The 17,122-nt window shown below is 39.5% G+C and carries 14 protein-coding genes, 2 tRNA genes and 3 rRNA genes; 11 read left to right on the forward strand and 8 right to left on the reverse strand.

What is annotated here, in order from left to right; all coding sequences use genetic code 11:
• Positions 1-50: 50 nt before the first annotated feature.
• The gene (locus I8T81_RS02755) at positions 51-1,061 is read left to right on the forward strand and encodes a metallophosphoesterase (protein WP_039255371.1); all 1,011 of its coding nucleotides are present in this window, start codon (positions 51-53) and stop codon (positions 1,059-1,061) included.
• A gap of 46 nt (positions 1,062-1,107) precedes the next feature.
• Here the strand turns inward: I8T81_RS02755 and I8T81_RS02760 are convergent, their stop codons facing one another.
• The 3 genes from I8T81_RS02760 to I8T81_RS02770 are packed head-to-tail and all read right to left on the reverse strand — an operon-like array spanning position 1,108 to position 3,334.
• The gene (locus I8T81_RS02760) at positions 1,108-1,587 is read right to left on the reverse strand and encodes an OmpA family protein (RefSeq protein WP_004704133.1); all 480 of its coding nucleotides are present in this window, start codon (positions 1,585-1,587) and stop codon (positions 1,108-1,110) included.
• A 14-nt stretch (positions 1,588-1,601) separates the two neighbouring features.
• The gene (locus I8T81_RS02765) at positions 1,602-2,825 is read right to left on the reverse strand and encodes a diguanylate cyclase domain-containing protein (RefSeq protein ID WP_004704135.1); all 1,224 of its coding nucleotides are present in this window, start codon (positions 2,823-2,825) and stop codon (positions 1,602-1,604) included.
• 5 nt (positions 2,826-2,830) lie between these two features.
• Positions 2,831-3,334, reverse strand: a complete 504-nt coding sequence (locus I8T81_RS02770; RefSeq protein ID WP_004704137.1) for a YfiR family protein — start codon at positions 3,332-3,334, stop codon at positions 2,831-2,833.
• A 543-nt stretch (positions 3,335-3,877) separates the two neighbouring features.
• On the opposite strand from I8T81_RS02770, the gene I8T81_RS02775 reads away from it, so the two are divergent.
• The 5 genes from I8T81_RS02775 to rrf all read left to right on the forward strand — a co-directional run bounded on the left by I8T81_RS02775 (position 3,878) and on the right by rrf (position 9,211).
• Positions 3,878-5,415, forward strand: a 16S ribosomal RNA gene (locus I8T81_RS02775).
• Between the two features lie 59 nt (positions 5,416-5,474).
• Positions 5,475-5,551: transfer RNA gene (locus I8T81_RS02780), tRNA-Ile, on the forward strand.
• 55 nt (positions 5,552-5,606) lie between these two features.
• A tRNA-Ala gene (locus I8T81_RS02785) sits at positions 5,607-5,682 on the forward strand.
• 340 nt (positions 5,683-6,022) lie between these two features.
• Positions 6,023-8,913, forward strand: a 23S ribosomal RNA gene (locus tag I8T81_RS02790).
• A 183-nt stretch (positions 8,914-9,096) separates the two neighbouring features.
• A 5S ribosomal RNA gene (gene rrf, locus I8T81_RS02795) occupies positions 9,097-9,211 on the forward strand.
• The 16S, 23S and 5S rRNA genes sit together here with 2 tRNA genes alongside, the layout of an rRNA operon.
• Positions 9,212-9,466: 255 nt before the next feature.
• Here rrf and I8T81_RS02800 read toward each other — a convergent pair.
• A complete protein-coding gene (locus I8T81_RS02800) occupies positions 9,467-10,840 on the reverse strand; it encodes a dihydrolipoyl dehydrogenase (protein WP_191110268.1) in 1,374 nt (457 codons plus the stop codon).
• Positions 10,841-10,987: 147 nt separating this feature from the next.
• Between I8T81_RS02800 and I8T81_RS02805 the strand changes: the two genes are divergently transcribed.
• The gene (locus I8T81_RS02805; RefSeq protein ID WP_198072066.1) at positions 10,988-12,472 is read left to right on the forward strand and encodes an Ig-like domain-containing protein; all 1,485 of its coding nucleotides are present in this window, start codon (positions 10,988-10,990) and stop codon (positions 12,470-12,472) included.
• Between the two features lie 288 nt (positions 12,473-12,760).
• Here the strand turns inward: I8T81_RS02805 and I8T81_RS02810 are convergent, their stop codons facing one another.
• Positions 12,761-13,096: a TIGR01244 family sulfur transferase gene (locus I8T81_RS02810; RefSeq protein WP_049063451.1), complete on the reverse strand. Its 336-nt coding sequence runs from the start codon at positions 13,094-13,096 to the stop codon at positions 12,761-12,763.
• 191 nt (positions 13,097-13,287) lie between these two features.
• Here I8T81_RS02810 and I8T81_RS02815 point away from each other — a divergent pair, with 191 nt between their 5' ends.
• From I8T81_RS02815 to I8T81_RS02825, 3 genes are read left to right on the forward strand one after another with little or no spacing between them, the layout of a single operon-like run.
• Positions 13,288-14,184, forward strand: coding sequence for an alpha/beta hydrolase (locus I8T81_RS02815; RefSeq protein ID WP_198072067.1), 897 nt, complete (start codon positions 13,288-13,290; stop codon positions 14,182-14,184).
• Entirely contained in the window at positions 14,185-14,622 is a 438-nt protein-coding gene (trxC, locus tag I8T81_RS02820; RefSeq protein ID WP_002051446.1) for a thioredoxin TrxC, read from the forward strand.
• A 1-nt stretch (position 14,623) separates the two neighbouring features.
• Positions 14,624-15,040 carry an acyl-CoA thioesterase gene (locus tag I8T81_RS02825; protein ID WP_002051216.1) on the forward strand — a complete coding sequence of 139 codons (417 nt, stop codon included), beginning with the start codon at positions 14,624-14,626 and terminating at the stop codon, positions 15,038-15,040.
• 49 nt (positions 15,041-15,089) lie between these two features.
• Here the strand turns inward: I8T81_RS02825 and I8T81_RS02830 are convergent, their stop codons facing one another.
• The 3 genes from I8T81_RS02830 to I8T81_RS02840 all read right to left on the reverse strand — a co-directional run bounded on the left by I8T81_RS02830 (position 15,090) and on the right by I8T81_RS02840 (position 16,690).
• A complete protein-coding gene (locus I8T81_RS02830) occupies positions 15,090-15,596 on the reverse strand; it encodes a nuclear transport factor 2 family protein (protein ID WP_198072068.1) in 507 nt (168 codons plus the stop codon).
• Between the two features lie 75 nt (positions 15,597-15,671).
• Entirely contained in the window at positions 15,672-16,166 is a 495-nt protein-coding gene (locus I8T81_RS02835; RefSeq protein ID WP_049063462.1) for a DUF4442 domain-containing protein, read from the reverse strand.
• Positions 16,167-16,201: 35 nt separating this feature from the next.
• Positions 16,202-16,690 (reverse strand): YajQ family cyclic di-GMP-binding protein, encoded by a 489-nt coding sequence (locus tag I8T81_RS02840; RefSeq protein ID WP_002051423.1) that lies wholly within the window; start codon positions 16,688-16,690, stop codon positions 16,202-16,204.
• A 91-nt stretch (positions 16,691-16,781) separates the two neighbouring features.
• On the opposite strand from I8T81_RS02840, the gene I8T81_RS02845 reads away from it, so the two are divergent.
• A complete protein-coding gene (locus I8T81_RS02845; RefSeq protein ID WP_019457454.1) occupies positions 16,782-17,096 on the forward strand; it encodes a rhodanese-like domain-containing protein in 315 nt (104 codons plus the stop codon).
• The last annotated feature ends 26 nt before the right edge of the window (positions 17,097-17,122 follow it).

The raw sequence follows: 17,122 nt of genomic DNA on the forward strand, positions 1-17,122 counted from the left end.
ATATTGAATTTGATTACTAGCAATCAATATAAGATAAGTCGAGAATCGTAATGTGGAATCCAAATTCAATCATCTTTTGTTTTTACTTTATTTTTTCAATACTTGCCTTATGGGGCATTGTCGAAGCTTGGATTCATCAATCACGTACAGAAACAATTCATCCATTTAAAGCTTTTGTTCACCTACTTACTTTTTATCTATCTTATCTTCTTATTCCACTTTGGTTCTTTAACTTATATGCAGGTTGGATAGGGTATTACTCAATTCATCAAACCATTTTTATCTTTTTATTAAGCGGTATCCTCATTTATGCACGTTTTATAGAACCGCATATGGTACGTGTTGATGTTCATCAATATCGTTTGAATCCGGATCGCCGTTTTAATAAGCCTGTAAAAGTTGCTTTAATTGCTGATTTACATATAGGTTTATTTTCTGGTCACGAACGTCAACTCAAAATCATTGTGAAAAAACTCAATGAGCAACAGCCAGATTTAGTTGTTGTGTCAGGCGACTGGACCTATGAACCAGAAGACAAACTAGTACAAGAACTGGCTGTACTCAAAGATATTCAAGCCCCAGTCTATTCAGTTCCTGGAAATCATGATGAACAATATCCAGGACCACCTATCCAACAATTATTAAAAGATGCACTTTACTACAATGAAGTTATGGATATTGAAGGTAAAATTGTTGAGTTTGACGAATTTCGTTTAATTGGTATTGGTGATCTATGGGCTGGAAAAACCGATATGCGTTCAATGCCAAACTTACCACAAGATAAACCGTGGTTAATCCTTTCTCATAATCCAGATACAGTAGATATGGTTCCCAAATTACCTAATCGACCTTTGATGTTATCAGGGCATACTCATGGGGGACAGGTTGAGCTTCCGTGGGTAACTAATTACATTATGAAAAAAGTATCAATTTTAGGTCACAAACGTGGTTTTTATTCACACGAGCATGCTGATGTATTTGTTACCGTAGGAACAGGTATGGTTGGTATCCCCCTAAGATTCCGTGTACCACCGACTATTGATATTATTGAACTTGTATAAAACAAAAAAGCCAATCACGAAGATTGGCTTTTTTTAAATAAGAAAATTAAGGAATAATGACGATTGCAACACGACGATTGATTGCCCGATTTTCATTGGTTGTGTTTGGTACATATGGTTGAGTTGAACCACGTCCAATAACATAAATATTTTCCTTTTTAAAACCACGAGTCAAGAAAAGGTTAGCAACACTTTGTGCACGCTCTTCCGATAACTTCTGGTTGTATTCAGGATTACCTACATCGTCAGTATGACCAACAATTTTTAACTTATTCAAATCATATTTATTTAATTGATTTGCTAAGCGTACAAGTTCTGCTTCATGGCTTTGTTTCAACGTTGCATCATTAAAATCAAATAATAAACGTTCTGGTAAACCTAGAGTCCAGCCTTCATTAGTTAGAACAAAACCCTCTTTTTTTAGCATTTTTACTTGACGATATTTCAAAGGGCCAAAACTCAAGCAGCCTGCAAGAGCAATGCACAGCAATGCAATAAAGGAGAGTTTTAAAGATCTTGTATTCATAGATTAGCCTAAATTTAATTCTCTGGTTTATAAATAAACCAATGTTGCTCAGAAGTCTTAGCCTTATACATCGCCTGGTCGGCTTGCATAATAAAATCTTCTGGACTAGACGCAAATTGGGATAAAGCAATCCCCACACTAAAACTGAAATAAATCGTTTGATCATTAAGATGCAAAGGTTCTTTACAGCTTTCGAGTAAATTTTCAGCAATAGATATTAAATGATCAGCATGACTAATGGAATGCAAAATGACCGCAAATTCGTCGCCGCCTAGACGAGCAATAAAATCTTGATGCCGTAAACGAGTCTGTAATCTTTTGGCCATCTCTTTTAAGACTTCATCACCAGCTAAATGTCCGAACTGGTCATTAATTGCCTTAAAGTTATTATTATCTATAAATAATAGAGCAGATTTGTTGTCAAAATCTTTATCTTCAAACATATCTAACAATATTTGATAAAAATAATGTCTGTTTGGCAGTAACGTGAGTTGATCATGATGAGCTTGAAAAGATAGTTTGCGATTTTCCTTTTGTAGCTGATTATCCCAAATTTGAATTTCTTCAAGCAACTGATTAAAAACAGTATTTAAATCTTGAAACTCTTTAATACGATTATATGGAAAGCGAAGATTATAAGCTTTCTGTTCACTTACGATTTGAGCAATATTGGTAAGAGGATAAATCGCCTGCATAATTTGACGATAAGTTAAATTCACTGACCACCATAGTGCACAAACAATAAATAACATCGCGATCGCTAGACCGACCATAATCATCTTTAAAAACTGCAATATTTTTTCAGAGCTACCAAAAAGCGTTAGCTCGCCAACATTCTGTTGGTGATGATAAATCGTTAAATGTACAGGCTCATTTAAGAACCAATGATTAAACCATCCTTCCAAAACAGAAGTTTGACTAGACAACTTAAAACTTTGTGCAATTAAATGATGTTCAGAATCATAAATATGAATAGCTCGAATAGAATGATCATTCGTATATTCATTTAAGATCTGTTCTATTGTGATCTTGTCATTAAACACTACAGCAGGTTGAATACGCTCAAGAAGCGTATGACTAAGTAATTGCAAATTCTGCTTTGCATAAGTTTCCATAGTAAAAACGGAAATAGATACAAAGGTAAAAGAACAAATAAAAAAAGTAATCGCAAAAATCGTAAATTGAGACTTTCTAAAAAGAGCATGTAGAGAAGTGGACTGATACAACTTAGATATCATGGCCCTTACTCCGCATTCTTAGCCAAGAGTAATACCCTTGGATCAATATGGACCTTGGAATGGCTTAATGCATCTAAGTTAACTTTAAAAGTGGTGTAATTATTTTGATCATATAAACAAAAGATACTACCAACTTCACATTCTGGATTATTAATACTTAAAGAAAGCAAAGAACGATATGGATAATTCTGAATTAAATTTTGTTGTTGTTGAGGGGAAGTTGTAGAAAAGTAAACAGCTTGGCAATGAGACTTTGGAAAATCTTTAACATTAACTGTTTGTACACGATAATTATAAGATAATTGTTGAATATAAGACTGAAAAGTAGAAGTAATTGAAGCATTATCAATTACACAAAGAGTAGGGGTGCTTACATTCTCCCATTTGCTATAACTTAAAATAGATAAAGTCAGCACATAGAAGTTATGTTTTGAATTGGCATACGCAGGCCCACTTGTAGCAAGCACTACAAGTATGCAGAATAATACTTTCTTAGCGGAATGCCACATGGTGAGTTAATGCCACATCAATTGCATGAATAATCTATTCTACATGAAGTTGATTAACTAAAAAAAGTTTAATATCTCATCTAATTTCTACTAAAAAGCCTAAAAATTGATCTGTTGAATAATAAAATATGAGAAAGGTATTGCAACTGGTTCTTAATCCTCTATAATGCACATCCATCGGCGGTGATGCAGATAGAAACTTGTTGAAAAACAGTTACTTGTGATTAAGTTGGTTGCTTTAAGTGATGAATTTGATGATAAGGTGGTTTGGAAAATAAGTTTTAAAAAATATCAAAATTACCTGTTGACTTTTAAGAGATTAAGAGTAATATAGCCGACCTAGCTTGCTGGTGACGAACCAGGAAGAAGATCATTAAGAGAATTGAAGAACAACTTGTGTGGATTTTTACTGATTGATTAATCGAAATAATTTTCATTGATTGATTGGTTTAAATTACTCGAAGTTTATTTGAGCGAAATTTAAGTCAGTAATTGATGAGCCAGAATTGGCACCTTGTCTTTAAATAAGGTGCAAAATGATTTTAACTGAAGAGTTTGATCATGGCTCAGATTGAACGCTGGCGGCAGGCTTAACACATGCAAGTCGAGCGGAGAGAGGTAGCTTGCTACTGATCTTAGCGGCGGACGGGTGAGTAATGCTTAGGAATCTGCCTATTAGTGGGGGACAACATCTCGAAAGGGATGCTAATACCGCATACGTCCTACGGGAGAAAGCAGGGGATCTTCGGACCTTGCGCTAATAGATGAGCCTAAGTCGGATTAGCTAGTTGGTGGGGTAAAGGCCTACCAAGGCGACGATCTGTAGCGGGTCTGAGAGGATGATCCGCCACACTGGGACTGAGACACGGCCCAGACTCCTACGGGAGGCAGCAGTGGGGAATATTGGACAATGGGGGGAACCCTGATCCAGCCATGCCGCGTGTGTGAAGAAGGCCTTATGGTTGTAAAGCACTTTAAGCGAGGAGGAGGCTACTTTAGTTAATACCTAGAGATAGTGGACGTTACTCGCAGAATAAGCACCGGCTAACTCTGTGCCAGCAGCCGCGGTAATACAGAGGGTGCAAGCGTTAATCGGATTTACTGGGCGTAAAGCGCGCGTAGGCGGCTAATTAAGTCAAATGTGAAATCCCCGAGCTTAACTTGGGAATTGCATTCGATACTGGTTAGCTAGAGTGTGGGAGAGGATGGTAGAATTCCAGGTGTAGCGGTGAAATGCGTAGAGATCTGGAGGAATACCGATGGCGAAGGCAGCCATCTGGCCTAACACTGACGCTGAGGTGCGAAAGCATGGGGAGCAAACAGGATTAGATACCCTGGTAGTCCATGCCGTAAACGATGTCTACTAGCCGTTGGGGCCTTTGAGGCTTTAGTGGCGCAGCTAACGCGATAAGTAGACCGCCTGGGGAGTACGGTCGCAAGACTAAAACTCAAATGAATTGACGGGGGCCCGCACAAGCGGTGGAGCATGTGGTTTAATTCGATGCAACGCGAAGAACCTTACCTGGCCTTGACATAGTAAGAACTTTCCAGAGATGGATTGGTGCCTTCGGGAACTTACATACAGGTGCTGCATGGCTGTCGTCAGCTCGTGTCGTGAGATGTTGGGTTAAGTCCCGCAACGAGCGCAACCCTTTTCCTTATTTGCCAGCGAGTAATGTCGGGAACTTTAAGGATACTGCCAGTGACAAACTGGAGGAAGGCGGGGACGACGTCAAGTCATCATGGCCCTTACGGCCAGGGCTACACACGTGCTACAATGGTCGGTACAAAGGGTTGCTACACAGCGATGTGATGCTAATCTCAAAAAGCCGATCGTAGTCCGGATTGGAGTCTGCAACTCGACTCCATGAAGTCGGAATCGCTAGTAATCGCGGATCAGAATGCCGCGGTGAATACGTTCCCGGGCCTTGTACACACCGCCCGTCACACCATGGGAGTTTGTTGCACCAGAAGTAGCTAGCCTAACTGCAAAGAGGGCGGTTACCACGGTGTGGCCGATGACTGGGGTGAAGTCGTAACAAGGTAGCCGTAGGGGAACCTGCGGCTGGATCACCTCCTTAACGAAAGATTGACGATTGGTAAGAATCCACAACAAGTTGTTCTTCATAGATGTATCTGAGGGTCTGTAGCTCAGTTGGTTAGAGCACACGCTTGATAAGCGTGGGGTCACAAGTTCAAGTCTTGTCAGACCCACCATGACTTTGACTGGTTGAAGTTATAGATAAAAGATACATAACTGATGATGTAAGCTGGGGACTTAGCTTAGTTGGTAGAGCGCCTGCTTTGCACGCAGGAGGTCAGGAGTTCGACTCTCCTAGTCTCCACCAGAACTTAAGAGAAGTTCGGATTACAGAAATTAGTAAATAGAGATTTCGGTCTTAGTTTATTAACTTCTGTGATTTAAGTATCACGGTATTAAGCATGACCTGACGAAGGCGTGTTTATTCATTAACAGATTGGCAAAATTGAGTCTGAAATAAATTGTTCACTCAAGAGTTTAGATTAAGCAATTAATCTGAATGAATTGAGAACTAGCAAATTAACTGAATCAAGCGTTTTGGTATATGAATTTAGATTGAAGCTGTACAGTGTTTAAGTGCACAGTACTCTAAACTGAAATGTTGAAGTTACTAACTTGTAGGTAACATCGACTGTTTGGGGTTGTATAGTCAAGTAATTAAGTGCATGTGGTGGATGCCTTGGCAGTCAGAGGCGATGAAAGACGTGATAGCCTGCGAAAAGCTCCGGGGAGGCGGCAAATATCCTGTGATCCGGAGATTTCTGAATGGGGGAACCCACCTACTTTAAGGTAGGTATTGCAACATGAATACATAGTGTTGCAAAGCGAACGAGGGGAAGTGAAACATCTCAGTACCCTTAGGAAAAGAAATCAATTGAGATTCCCTCAGTAGCGGCGAGCGAACGGGGATCAGCCCATTAAGTTATGTGTGTTTTAGTGGAACGCTCTGGGAAGTGCGAACGTAGAGGGTGATATTCCCGTACACGAAAGGGCACACATAATGATGACGAGTAGGGCGAGGCACGTGAAACCTTGTCTGAATATGGGGGGACCATCCTCCAAGGCTAAATACTCCTGACTGACCGATAGTGAACCAGTACCGTGAGGGAAAGGCGAAAAGAACCCCTGTGAGGGGAGTGAAATAGATCCTGAAACCGCATGCATACAAGCAGTGGGAGCCGACTTGTTCGGTGACTGCGTACCTTTTGTATAATGGGTCAGCGACTTATATTCAGTAGCGAGGTTAACCGTATAGGGGAGCCGTAGAGAAATCGAGTCTTAATAGGGCGTTTAGTTGCTGGGTATAGACCCGAAACCAGGCGATCTATCCATGAGCAGGTTGAAGGTTGGGTAACACTAACTGGAGGACCGAACCCACTGTCGTTGAAAAGCCAGGGGATGACTTGTGGATAGGGGTGAAAGGCTAATCAAGCCTGGTGATAGCTGGTTCTCCCCGAAAGCTATTTAGGTAGCGCCTCGGACGAATACCATAGGGGGTAGAGCACTGTTTCGGCTAGGGGGTCATCCCGACTTACCAAACCGATGCAAACTCCGAATACCTATGAGTACTATCCGGGAGACAGACTGCGGGTGCTAACGTCCGTAGTCAAGAGGAAAACAATCCAGACCGCCAGCTAAGGCCCCAAAATCATAGTTAAGTGGGAAACGATGTGGGAAGGCATAGACAGCTAGGAGGTTGGCTTAGAAGCAGCCACCCTTTAAAGAAAGCGTAATAGCTCACTAGTCGAGTCGGCCTGCGCGGAAGATGTAACGGGGCTAAAACTATGTGCCGAAGCTGCGGATTTGACATTAGTCAAGTGGTAGGGGAGCGTTCTGTAAGCCGATGAAGGTGTATTGAGAAGTATGCTGGAGGTATCAGAAGTGCGAATGCTGACGTGAGTAACGACAAAACGGGTGAAAAACCCGTTCGCCGAAAGACCAAGGGTTCCAGTCCAACGTTAATCGGGGCTGGGTGAGTCGACCCCTAAGGCGAGGCCGAAAGGCGTAGTCGATGGGAAATTGGTTAATATTCCAATACTTCTGTGTAATGCGATGAGAGGACGGAGAAGGTTAAGTCAGCCTGGCGTTGGTTGTCCAGGTGGAAGGATGTAGGTATGTATCTTAGGCAAATCCGGGGTACTCTATACTGAGATCCGATAGCAAGCTGTACTTGTACAGTGAAGTGGCTGATACCATGCTTCCAGGAAAAGTCTCTAAGCTTCAGTTACACAGGAATCGTACCCGAAACCGACACAGGTGGTCAGGTCGAGTAGACCAAGGCGCTTGAGAGAACTCTGCTGAAGGAACTAGGCAAAATGGTACCGTAACTTCGGGAGAAGGTACGCTGTTGTTGGTGATGGAACTTGCTTCCTGAGCTGATGACAGCCGCAGAAACCAGGCCGCTGCAACTGTTTATTAAAAACATAGCACTCTGCAAACACGAAAGTGGACGTATAGGGTGTGATGCCTGCCCGGTGCTGGAAGGTTAATTGATGGGGTTAGCGTAAGCGAAGCTCTTGATCGAAGCCCCAGTAAACGGCGGCCGTAACTATAACGGTCCTAAGGTAGCGAAATTCCTTGTCGGGTAAGTTCCGACCTGCACGAATGGCATAATGATGGCGGCGCTGTCTCCAGCAGAGGCTCAGTGAAATCGAAATCGCTGTGAAGATGCAGTGTACCCGCGGCTAGACGGAAAGACCCCGTGAACCTTTACTGCAGCTTGACACTGAACTTTGACCTTACTTGTGTAGGATAGGTGGGAGGCTTTGAAGTTGGAACGCTAGTTCCAATGGAGCCGTCCTTGAAATACCACCCTGGTAATGTTGAGGTTCTAACTCTGTCCCGTTATCCGGGACGAGGACCGTGTCTGGTGGGTAGTTTGACTGGGGCGGTCTCCTCCTAAAGAGTAACGGAGGAGTACGAAGGTGCGCTCAGCGTGGTCGGAAATCACGCGTAGAGTATAAAGGCAAAAGCGCGCTTAACTGCGAGACCCACAAGTCGAGCAGGTACGAAAGTAGGTCTTAGTGATCCGGTGGTTCTGTATGGAAGGGCCATCGCTCAACGGATAAAAGGTACTCTGGGGATAACAGGCTGATACCGCCCAAGAGTTCATATCGACGGCGGTGTTTGGCACCTCGATGTCGGCTCATCTCATCCTGGGGCTGAAGCAGGTCCCAAGGGTATGGCTGTTCGCCATTTAAAGAGGTACGCGAGCTGGGTTTAGAACGTCGTGAGACAGTTCGGTCCCTATCTACCGTGGGCGCTGGAAATTTGAGAGGATCTGCTCCTAGTACGAGAGGACCAGAGTGGACGAACCTCTGGTGTACCGGTTGTGACGCCAGTCGCATCGCCGGGTAGCTATGTTCGGAAGGGATAACCGCTGAAAGCATCTAAGCGGGAAGCCTACCTCAAGATAAGATTTCCCTAGGAATTTATTCCTCTAAAGAGCCGTTCGAGACTAGGACGTTGATAGGTTGGATGTGGAAGCATAGTGATATGTGAAGCTGACCAATACTAATTGCTCGTGAGGCTTGACTATACAACACCCAAGCAGTTGTATATAAAGCATCAATCGATTCATAAATCGACAAACAAACTTGATTTAGTTATTCCTCTAGATAAAATGAACAACTAAAGTCAGATTCAATCAGCCCAATCTGTAAAGATTTGGAAAACGCTTCGGCAATCAATAAGACCAAAGCAAGTATCCATAAACAGTTGTGCTGGCGACCATAGCAAGAGTGAACCACCTGATCCCTTCCCGAACTCAGAAGTGAAACCTCTTAGCGCTGATGGTAGTGTGGGGTTACCCATGTGAGAGTAAGTCATCGCCAGCTCATTATTCCAAACACCCCGGTCTCGAAAGAAACCGGGGTGTTGCTTATTGCGCGGAATAAAAGCGGAAAGTTAATTCCTAATCCTTTAGAGATTAAATTTAATTCAATTTATAAAGAAATAAAGCTATTCTGAAACTATTCACCTTGTTATAAATTTAATATGCAATGGATCTTAGTTAAAACTTTTTCGTTTCCGTATGAGGCACAAAATGAATAAGAGCTAACTTTAACATTAAGAAAGCTCTTCTAAATGTATTATTTTAACTGTCTACGAGCATGTTTTAGAGCCGTGCGCAGACCCTCTTCGAGAGTGGGATGATAAAAAGGTTTTTCTAAAATGTCATTTAAAGTTAATTCTTCACCAATGATCCAGCTTAATAGGTGAGCCATATGTTCTGTTGCTTCTGTAAATAATTCAGCACCAAGAAGTTTTTGGCTTTCTCTTTCTATATAAACCTCAATAGCACCTCTATTTTTTCCAAGAACTATAGCTCTTCCTTGCCGTTCATAAGAGGCTTCACCTGTAATAAAATGTATACCGTTATCTTTTAATTGTTTATAACTTTGCCCGACAATCGCCATTTCAGGATGACTAAAAACAATTCCTAATGGAGTGAGTGTCTTAACTGGATTAACTTGTGGGTAATTCAAACAGTTATAAACTATTTTTCTACCTTCATGAGCTGCTTCATGTTGCAGTGGAGTTGAAGTATAAGCATCCCCAGCAATGAAAATTGGATAACTATCTAACTGCTTTGTTTTTGCATTTATAGGTAATAATTTAATGTCTTTAAAAGATTTATCAATATTCTCTAATTGTAAGGTCTCTAGTAAGCTTGAACGGCCTGTTGCAGATAACACATACTCAGCTTGAATAGATTTTTCTTTTTCATCAATTTTATAATTTAATATAACGCCATTAGAAGTAGACTTAACTGCGCTAGGTAATGTCTCAAATAAAAAATTTAACTCGTTACTTAATTCTTGTTGAGCAAGTTGCTGTAATTTAGAGCTAGTAAATATTCCAATTCTTTTACTACGAGCAAATATAGTTGTTTCTACACCCAAGCGATGCATGGCTTGGGCAATCTCTAGGGCAATTACTCCACTTCCAATAACGGCAATAGATTTAGGTAGAGTGTCTAATTCAAATATTTGGTCTGTGGTAATAAGGCGATCACCTAATTTTTGTTTCCATGTTTGATCATAATTAGGAGTGGAACCAACTGCCAGGATAAAGCTTTTTGATTGATATTGTTTATCATTCACTTCAATAGTTTTTGAATCAATAAAACGTGCTTTACCTGAAATTTTATGTTCAGTTGGCCATTGCTCTACATCTTTAAGGGTCGCCTTCGTAAAACGGTCACGTAAGGTTCTTACATGTTCCATAACCTGATCAGTATTAATATCTACTGAAGCATTCAACCCAACTTTTTGAGCATTTTGTATGTCATACATACGATTTGCAGTAGAAATTAAGACTTTACTTGGCATGCAGCCTACACGTGCGCAAGTGGTATCCCATGGTCCTTCATTTATAATTAAAATATTGTTTGTGTATTTCACTGCTTCTTTATAAGCACTAATACCAGCTGTACCAGCACCAATGATAATGATATCGAACATTATAAATCCTAGTATTTATAAATTTTTCATTTAACAAGTTACACAAGAGAACATAATGTAATTTATGTTTACAGAGTGTGGTGAATATGATTACACTAATAATATAAATAATTAAAAAATCTTATACCTTTAGGAAAGATTGGGGAAATGAAAAGTATGTATAAAAAACAACTTACCTTGAAGTTGTCGGCTATTGCTGTATCAATTATGTTAGCAAGTTGTGGCGGGGGAGGTGGCGATGGTTATTACCAGAGTGGTTCATCAAATAGTAGTAATTCCTCATCTGGAAGTGATAATAGTGGATCGCAGCAAGTAGCAAATGCTGCAGCTTTAAAGATAGAACTAGATAAATTATCAGTTGCGGCAACGAATGATACTTTAACTGTGACAGTTAGAGCTTTAGATGCAAATAAAGGTGGCATTGCTGGCGCTAAAGTTACTTTGAACATAGATGATCCAACAAATAATGTAATTATAGAAGGAACATCGGTCCAAACTACAGATGCAGCAGGTAACGCTGTATATATTATAAAAACACCAAAAACATCAAGTTCAATAAATGATTTGGTGAAAAATGGTTTTAAATTAAAAGCATCTACGAATAATGGTAGCCTTACTCAAGAGCAAACTGTAACTGTAACGGGTAGTAATAGTACTGTTGAAGCTGATACTACGAGTATTGTATTGTTTGATGCGACAAAAACATCTCTAAACGTTAGAGGGGATCAGACAACAGTTACATTGACGGCTGTAGATGCAAATGGGGCAACTTTAGCCAACCAAGCAATTACACTTAAAGTTAAAAACTCAGTCTCAAATGGTGTCAAATTTACACCAAATGCGACTCAAACTGATGCCAATGGTCAGATAACCTATACTTTATCTTTTAGTGAAAATCAAAGAGCTTCATCATATAGTGCTGCTCAATTTGTGACAGATGATCTTGTTTTAGAAGCTAATTTTGGTCAATCAACGAAAGTTTATACTTATAAACTTGATGTTGTTAATTCTGATGTACCAACAGCCGTAGGAGCTATTTCTGTAGCATATAATCCAACAACGATGGAAGACTCGAGTGATGGAGTTTACTACTATAAGAATATCTCAGTACAAGTAACTGATGTTGACGGTAAGCCAATACCAAATCAAGATGTAACAATGGGTGTTAATGCACTTGCTTATTATAAGGGGCAATTTGCTTTTGTTGACACGTCTACTCCTGCAGATGGTAAGCCAGATGAATATTTACCAGTTTCTAGAGTTGCTTGTACGTCACCAGTTCAAGCTGTAAATGTTAACGGTGAGGTTATTAATCAATTAAAGCCGCTTAAAGAAAATTCTACAGTCCAAGTTGTATCGTATATTAATAGTGCAGGTACTGCTGCAACCAATAATAAATATACAACAGATGGAAATGGTCGTTTTGATCTTAAGATTCAATACCCTAAAATTTATGCATCTTGGTTAACTGTTCAGTTAACTGCTAAATCTACAGTTTCGGGAAGTTTGCTTAAAGGATCTACATCTTTGACTTTAGGTTATTTAAATAAAGATGTTACTGTAAGTGATCTTATTGCTCCGAATATATTAAGCCCATATGGAACAGATCTAAACTGTTCAAATGGTAATTAATATAAAAAGAAGCAGCATTTAAGCTGCTTCTTTTTTAAAGGTGCGTACCCATACTTACACCGACTGTAGGTCGAACCTGCATAGATGAGCATGCACTAAGAATGAGACAACTTACCAGTAAGAATATAAGTTTATTCATAATAAAACTGAAAAATTTAAAGTGATTTGAATATTTTAGTTGAAAGGTAGTGATATATCTGTTGAATTGATGCAGTTATATATTCTTTTATTAAAAAAAGGCTCTATTTTTACTTGAAAATAGAGCCTTTAATAATTGTATTCAAAGAATTAATCGTCTAACAAATCCATTTGTTTGGCTAATTGATAAAGATTGTTTGAACGGTTTCCTGTACGGCAGAACATAAGTACAGGTTTTGGAAGTTCATTATAGTGATTTGCAAAAGTACGGACATCAAGCTCAGTAATTTGACCTGCAACTACAGGTTGGTAAACGTAATCTAGACCTGCTTGACGTGCTGCTTCTTCAATTTGAGCACTTGTTGGTTGCTCTGGACCGCCTTCCATGTCAGGACGGTTATTTATAATAGATTTAAATCCTTTTTCTACAACTTGTCCCACATGTTCTGGACCAATTTGACCTGCGAAACCAACATTATCTGACATTTCGTCACTCCAAAATTTAATAAAACCTCTTATGCTGTATCATAGCATTAAGCTTAACCTGAGATACAAGACACTAAAACGTTGTTCCTACATAGATAAAAATTATGTAAAAGAACAGCTATAGATTTTAAAAGGCGATCAGGATGTTTTTTGTAAATTCATTACTTCGACCATAATGCCACGGAGCACATATGCACGCTTATACGGTTGAGCCTTTATATGTTCCATGTGATCAGGAAATGATCGCAGCTGACTTTTATATTCCAAAAACAAATAATAAATCTGCGGTAATTATCATGGCACATGGTTTTGCCGGATTACGTCAATTCAAGCTTATCCAATATGCCCAGCGTTTTGCTCAGGCAGGCTATGCCGTTATTTTATTTGATTATCGATATTGGGGAGGGAGTACAGGTAAGCCACGAGAGATGATTTCTATCAATTCTCAACTTGAAGACTGGAAGACCATTATTCAATACGCCTCTACCTGTAAATTAATAGATAATCGAAGAATTGTTTTGTGGGGCACATCTTTAAGTGGAGGATATGCTTTAAGTCTAGCTTCTGAACTGAAAAATATTCAGGCCATTATGGTACAAATTCCATATGTAGATGGTGCAGAAACTGCAAAACTATATCCGTTACAGCGTTACCCCCAAGCTTTGAAGTTATCGAGCCAAGATTATATGGGTTCAAAAATGGGCCTTAATCCAAAGAGATTACCTGTTGTTGATCAACTTAAATTATGTTTTATGCCAACAGCAGATAGTTACTATGGGTATTTGTCGATTGTAAATCCAGATTATTATTGGGGTGGTGAAGTACCAGCACGTGTCTTTTTTAATTTGATGCGTTACCGTCCAATTCAACTCGTACGTCAGATTAATATTCCCGTTTTATTTATTGCTGCTCAGCATGATTCTTTGATCCCGATTGAGTCTAGTCGTGAAGCTGCGACTAATATTGCACCTTTTGTGAGTTATCATGAATGGGATATGAAACATTTTGATATTTATCATGGCTCATGGTTTGAAAAAGCAGTGACGACCCAATTAGAATTTTTACATCAGCATATAGGAGTGATGTAAATGATTATTGTATGTGCATCGTGTGGTGCAAAAAATAGAGTGCCAGAGGAAAAACTTAGCGCGCAACCGAGTTGTGGCCAATGCCATCAGCCATTACTTCCGCTTGCACCGATTGAGTTAAATGAACAAAACTTTAGCAACTATATCACGAATAGTGATCTGCCTATTTTGATAGATTTATGGGCAGAATGGTGTGGACCTTGTAAAATGATGGCACCACATTTTGCACAAGTTGCAAAACAGAATCCACGTGTCATTTTTGCCAAGATTAATACCGAAGAGTCTCCTCGCTTAAGCCAAGCATTTAATGTGAGAAGTATTCCTACCCTTGTATTAATGAATAAAACCACAGAAGTTGCTCGAATGAGCGGTGCATTACGCGCGCCTGAATTGCAACAGTGGCTAGATCAACAACTTCAAACGAATTTCGGGAGCTAAGGTGTCAGAAGCTTATACCAAACCAGAAGGAATTTTATCCTTACAAACGATTGCCATGCCAGCAGATACAAACTGGAGTGGTGATGTGTTTGGTGGGTGGATCGTGTCACAAATGGACTTGGCTGGAGCAATTCACGCGGAGCGTTTTAGTCGTGGACGTTGTGCTACGATTTCCATTAATCAGATGACCTTTTTGGTTCCGGTAAAAGTAGGCTTTGTGATTAGCTGCTATACCAAAATCTTAAAAGTGGGTAATACCTCTATTCAAATGCAAATTGAAGTTTGGGATAGTCATGATGATTCTCGTGCTCCAATTCGTATTACCGAAGGGGTCTTCACTTTTGTCGCTGTTGATGTAAAAGGTAACAAGCGCCAAATTCCAGAAGAGGCGAAACAAAAGTTTTTAGAAACTCAATAAAACATATTATAAAGCCTGAATATCAGTATTCAGGCTTTAATTTTTATCACTAAAACATTGTATTAGAGTTTTTACTTTGCTCTGGAATATTTTGTATAACATCCCAATGCTCTACAATTTTTCCATTTTCTACCCGGAAAATATCAACAATTGCTCTGCCTCGATCTTTTTCGTTTTCAGTAGAATGGACATGTAAAACAACCAAGTTGCCTTCTGCGATTGCACGCTTAATTTCATTTTTTGCTTGTGGATTTTTCTGGAATTTCTCAGTAAAGAAATTAACGAATGGTGCTTTTCCATCAGGAACATTAGGATTATGTTGTATATATTCATGACCAATATAACGGTCGGCATATTCTTTAACTTGATGCTTTAAAAAGACACCTTCATAGAAATCGGTTACGATTTTTTTATTCTGGGCGCTTATTTTATCTACTGCCTCAGTTTTAGTTTGAATAATTTTACTGGTTTTGTTTGTAGGTTCGGCAGCTTGAGTAGCCACTGCTGTAAATATAAAACTGGTAAATAACGAGGATAGAATCAGTGTTCTTTTCATTGTGACCTCAAGATATAAATTTGTAGTTTTATATCTTGAGGTAAATAACAATCTAAAAATATTTTAAATTAGTTATCATTTCTTACGTTTAGGTAACCATGCCCAGAGCATTTGGCATTGGATTGGTTCGTTGCCTGCATCATCAATGACAGTAACAGGAATGACAAGTTCGCCTTTTTCATGATCAGCAATATATTTTTGCTGTTCGATAGAGAGCGTAGCCGTTGCTGTTAAACCACCTTCTACCACTTTTAAATAATCAACATGTAATGATTTGATTAATAAAATACGGTTATCAGGAATATGTAAACCTGTTAAAAAACCTGTTGCAGTCTCTGCTAAAAGTGCCATTGCAGCAGCATGAACACCTTTAATATGGTTCTGCATGTTTTTCTGGTTTTCTAAGCGAACAGTCACATGGTTTACATCTACTTCTAGATAGCGAATATTGGCTGTACCCACCATTGGCACAATACGGCCAAATGCCTTGCTCCAAAGCGTACTTCGAACACCTTTAGGAAATTTTGAAGTTGCTTTTACCAGTTTTAATAGTCGATTGGATTGAGACATGGGATTACCTTAACTTTGAATGTCACTAAAAGATATTAATCTTTAAAGTTATTAAACTGTAATGGCACACCAAATTGTTGTTCACGTAAAAAAGTCATGACTTGTTGTAAAGTGTCACGTTTTTTATCGGTTACACGGATTTTGTCGCCTTGAATAGAAGATTGCACTTTAACGCCGCTTTCTTTAATGGCTTTATTAATTTTTTTTGCTGTATCAGAGTCAAGGCCATCTTTAAGTTTTATGACTTGTACAAAATTTTTACCTGAAGCAGCAGCTTTTTGCGGATCTAGTGCTTGCACATCAATTTTACGTTTATAAAAATGGTTTTCTAACATGTTATAAACTTGTTCACACTGGAAATCGCTTTCAGTGCTGATTTTAATCTCTTTATTTTTTTCGTTTAGTTCGATAGAAACATCGTGACCACGGAAGTCAAAGCGTGTTGCAATCTCTTTTTGTGTGTTTTGAACCGCATGATTAACTTCAAATAACTCTAATTCAGAAACAATATCGAAAGAAGGCATGGTTTAGACCTTTACAAAGTGAAAGAATATTTGAGATGCTAAGAGGGTTTTCTTCATTTGCCAAGTGTTGTTTACATCAAAGGAGTGCACAATGATCCGTAAACAAGAAATTACAACATTTGAGTTCCCAGAAAATGCTGTTATCTGGGATGTCCGTGATTCAAGTGCTTATGCAGAAGGGCATGTTAAAGGTGCGATAAGTCGCCCGATTAATGATTTAAATGCTGATATTTTGAGCCAAGTCGCTGCGGATCAGCCGATTTATATTTTATGTGGTGGTGGTAGCAAAGCTCCTCGTGCAGCTGAGAAACTAGAAGACTTAGATGCCTCGCGTGAATATGTCGTGCTGATGGGGGGGACGCGTGCAGCTCGTGATGCAGGTTTACCTCTAGAGCAGGGCGCATAAAAAAAAGCACCTTCGGGTGCTTTTTT

The organism is Acinetobacter seifertii (assembly GCF_016064815.1).
GTDB classification, from domain to species: Bacteria; Pseudomonadota; Gammaproteobacteria; order Pseudomonadales; family Moraxellaceae; genus Acinetobacter; species Acinetobacter seifertii.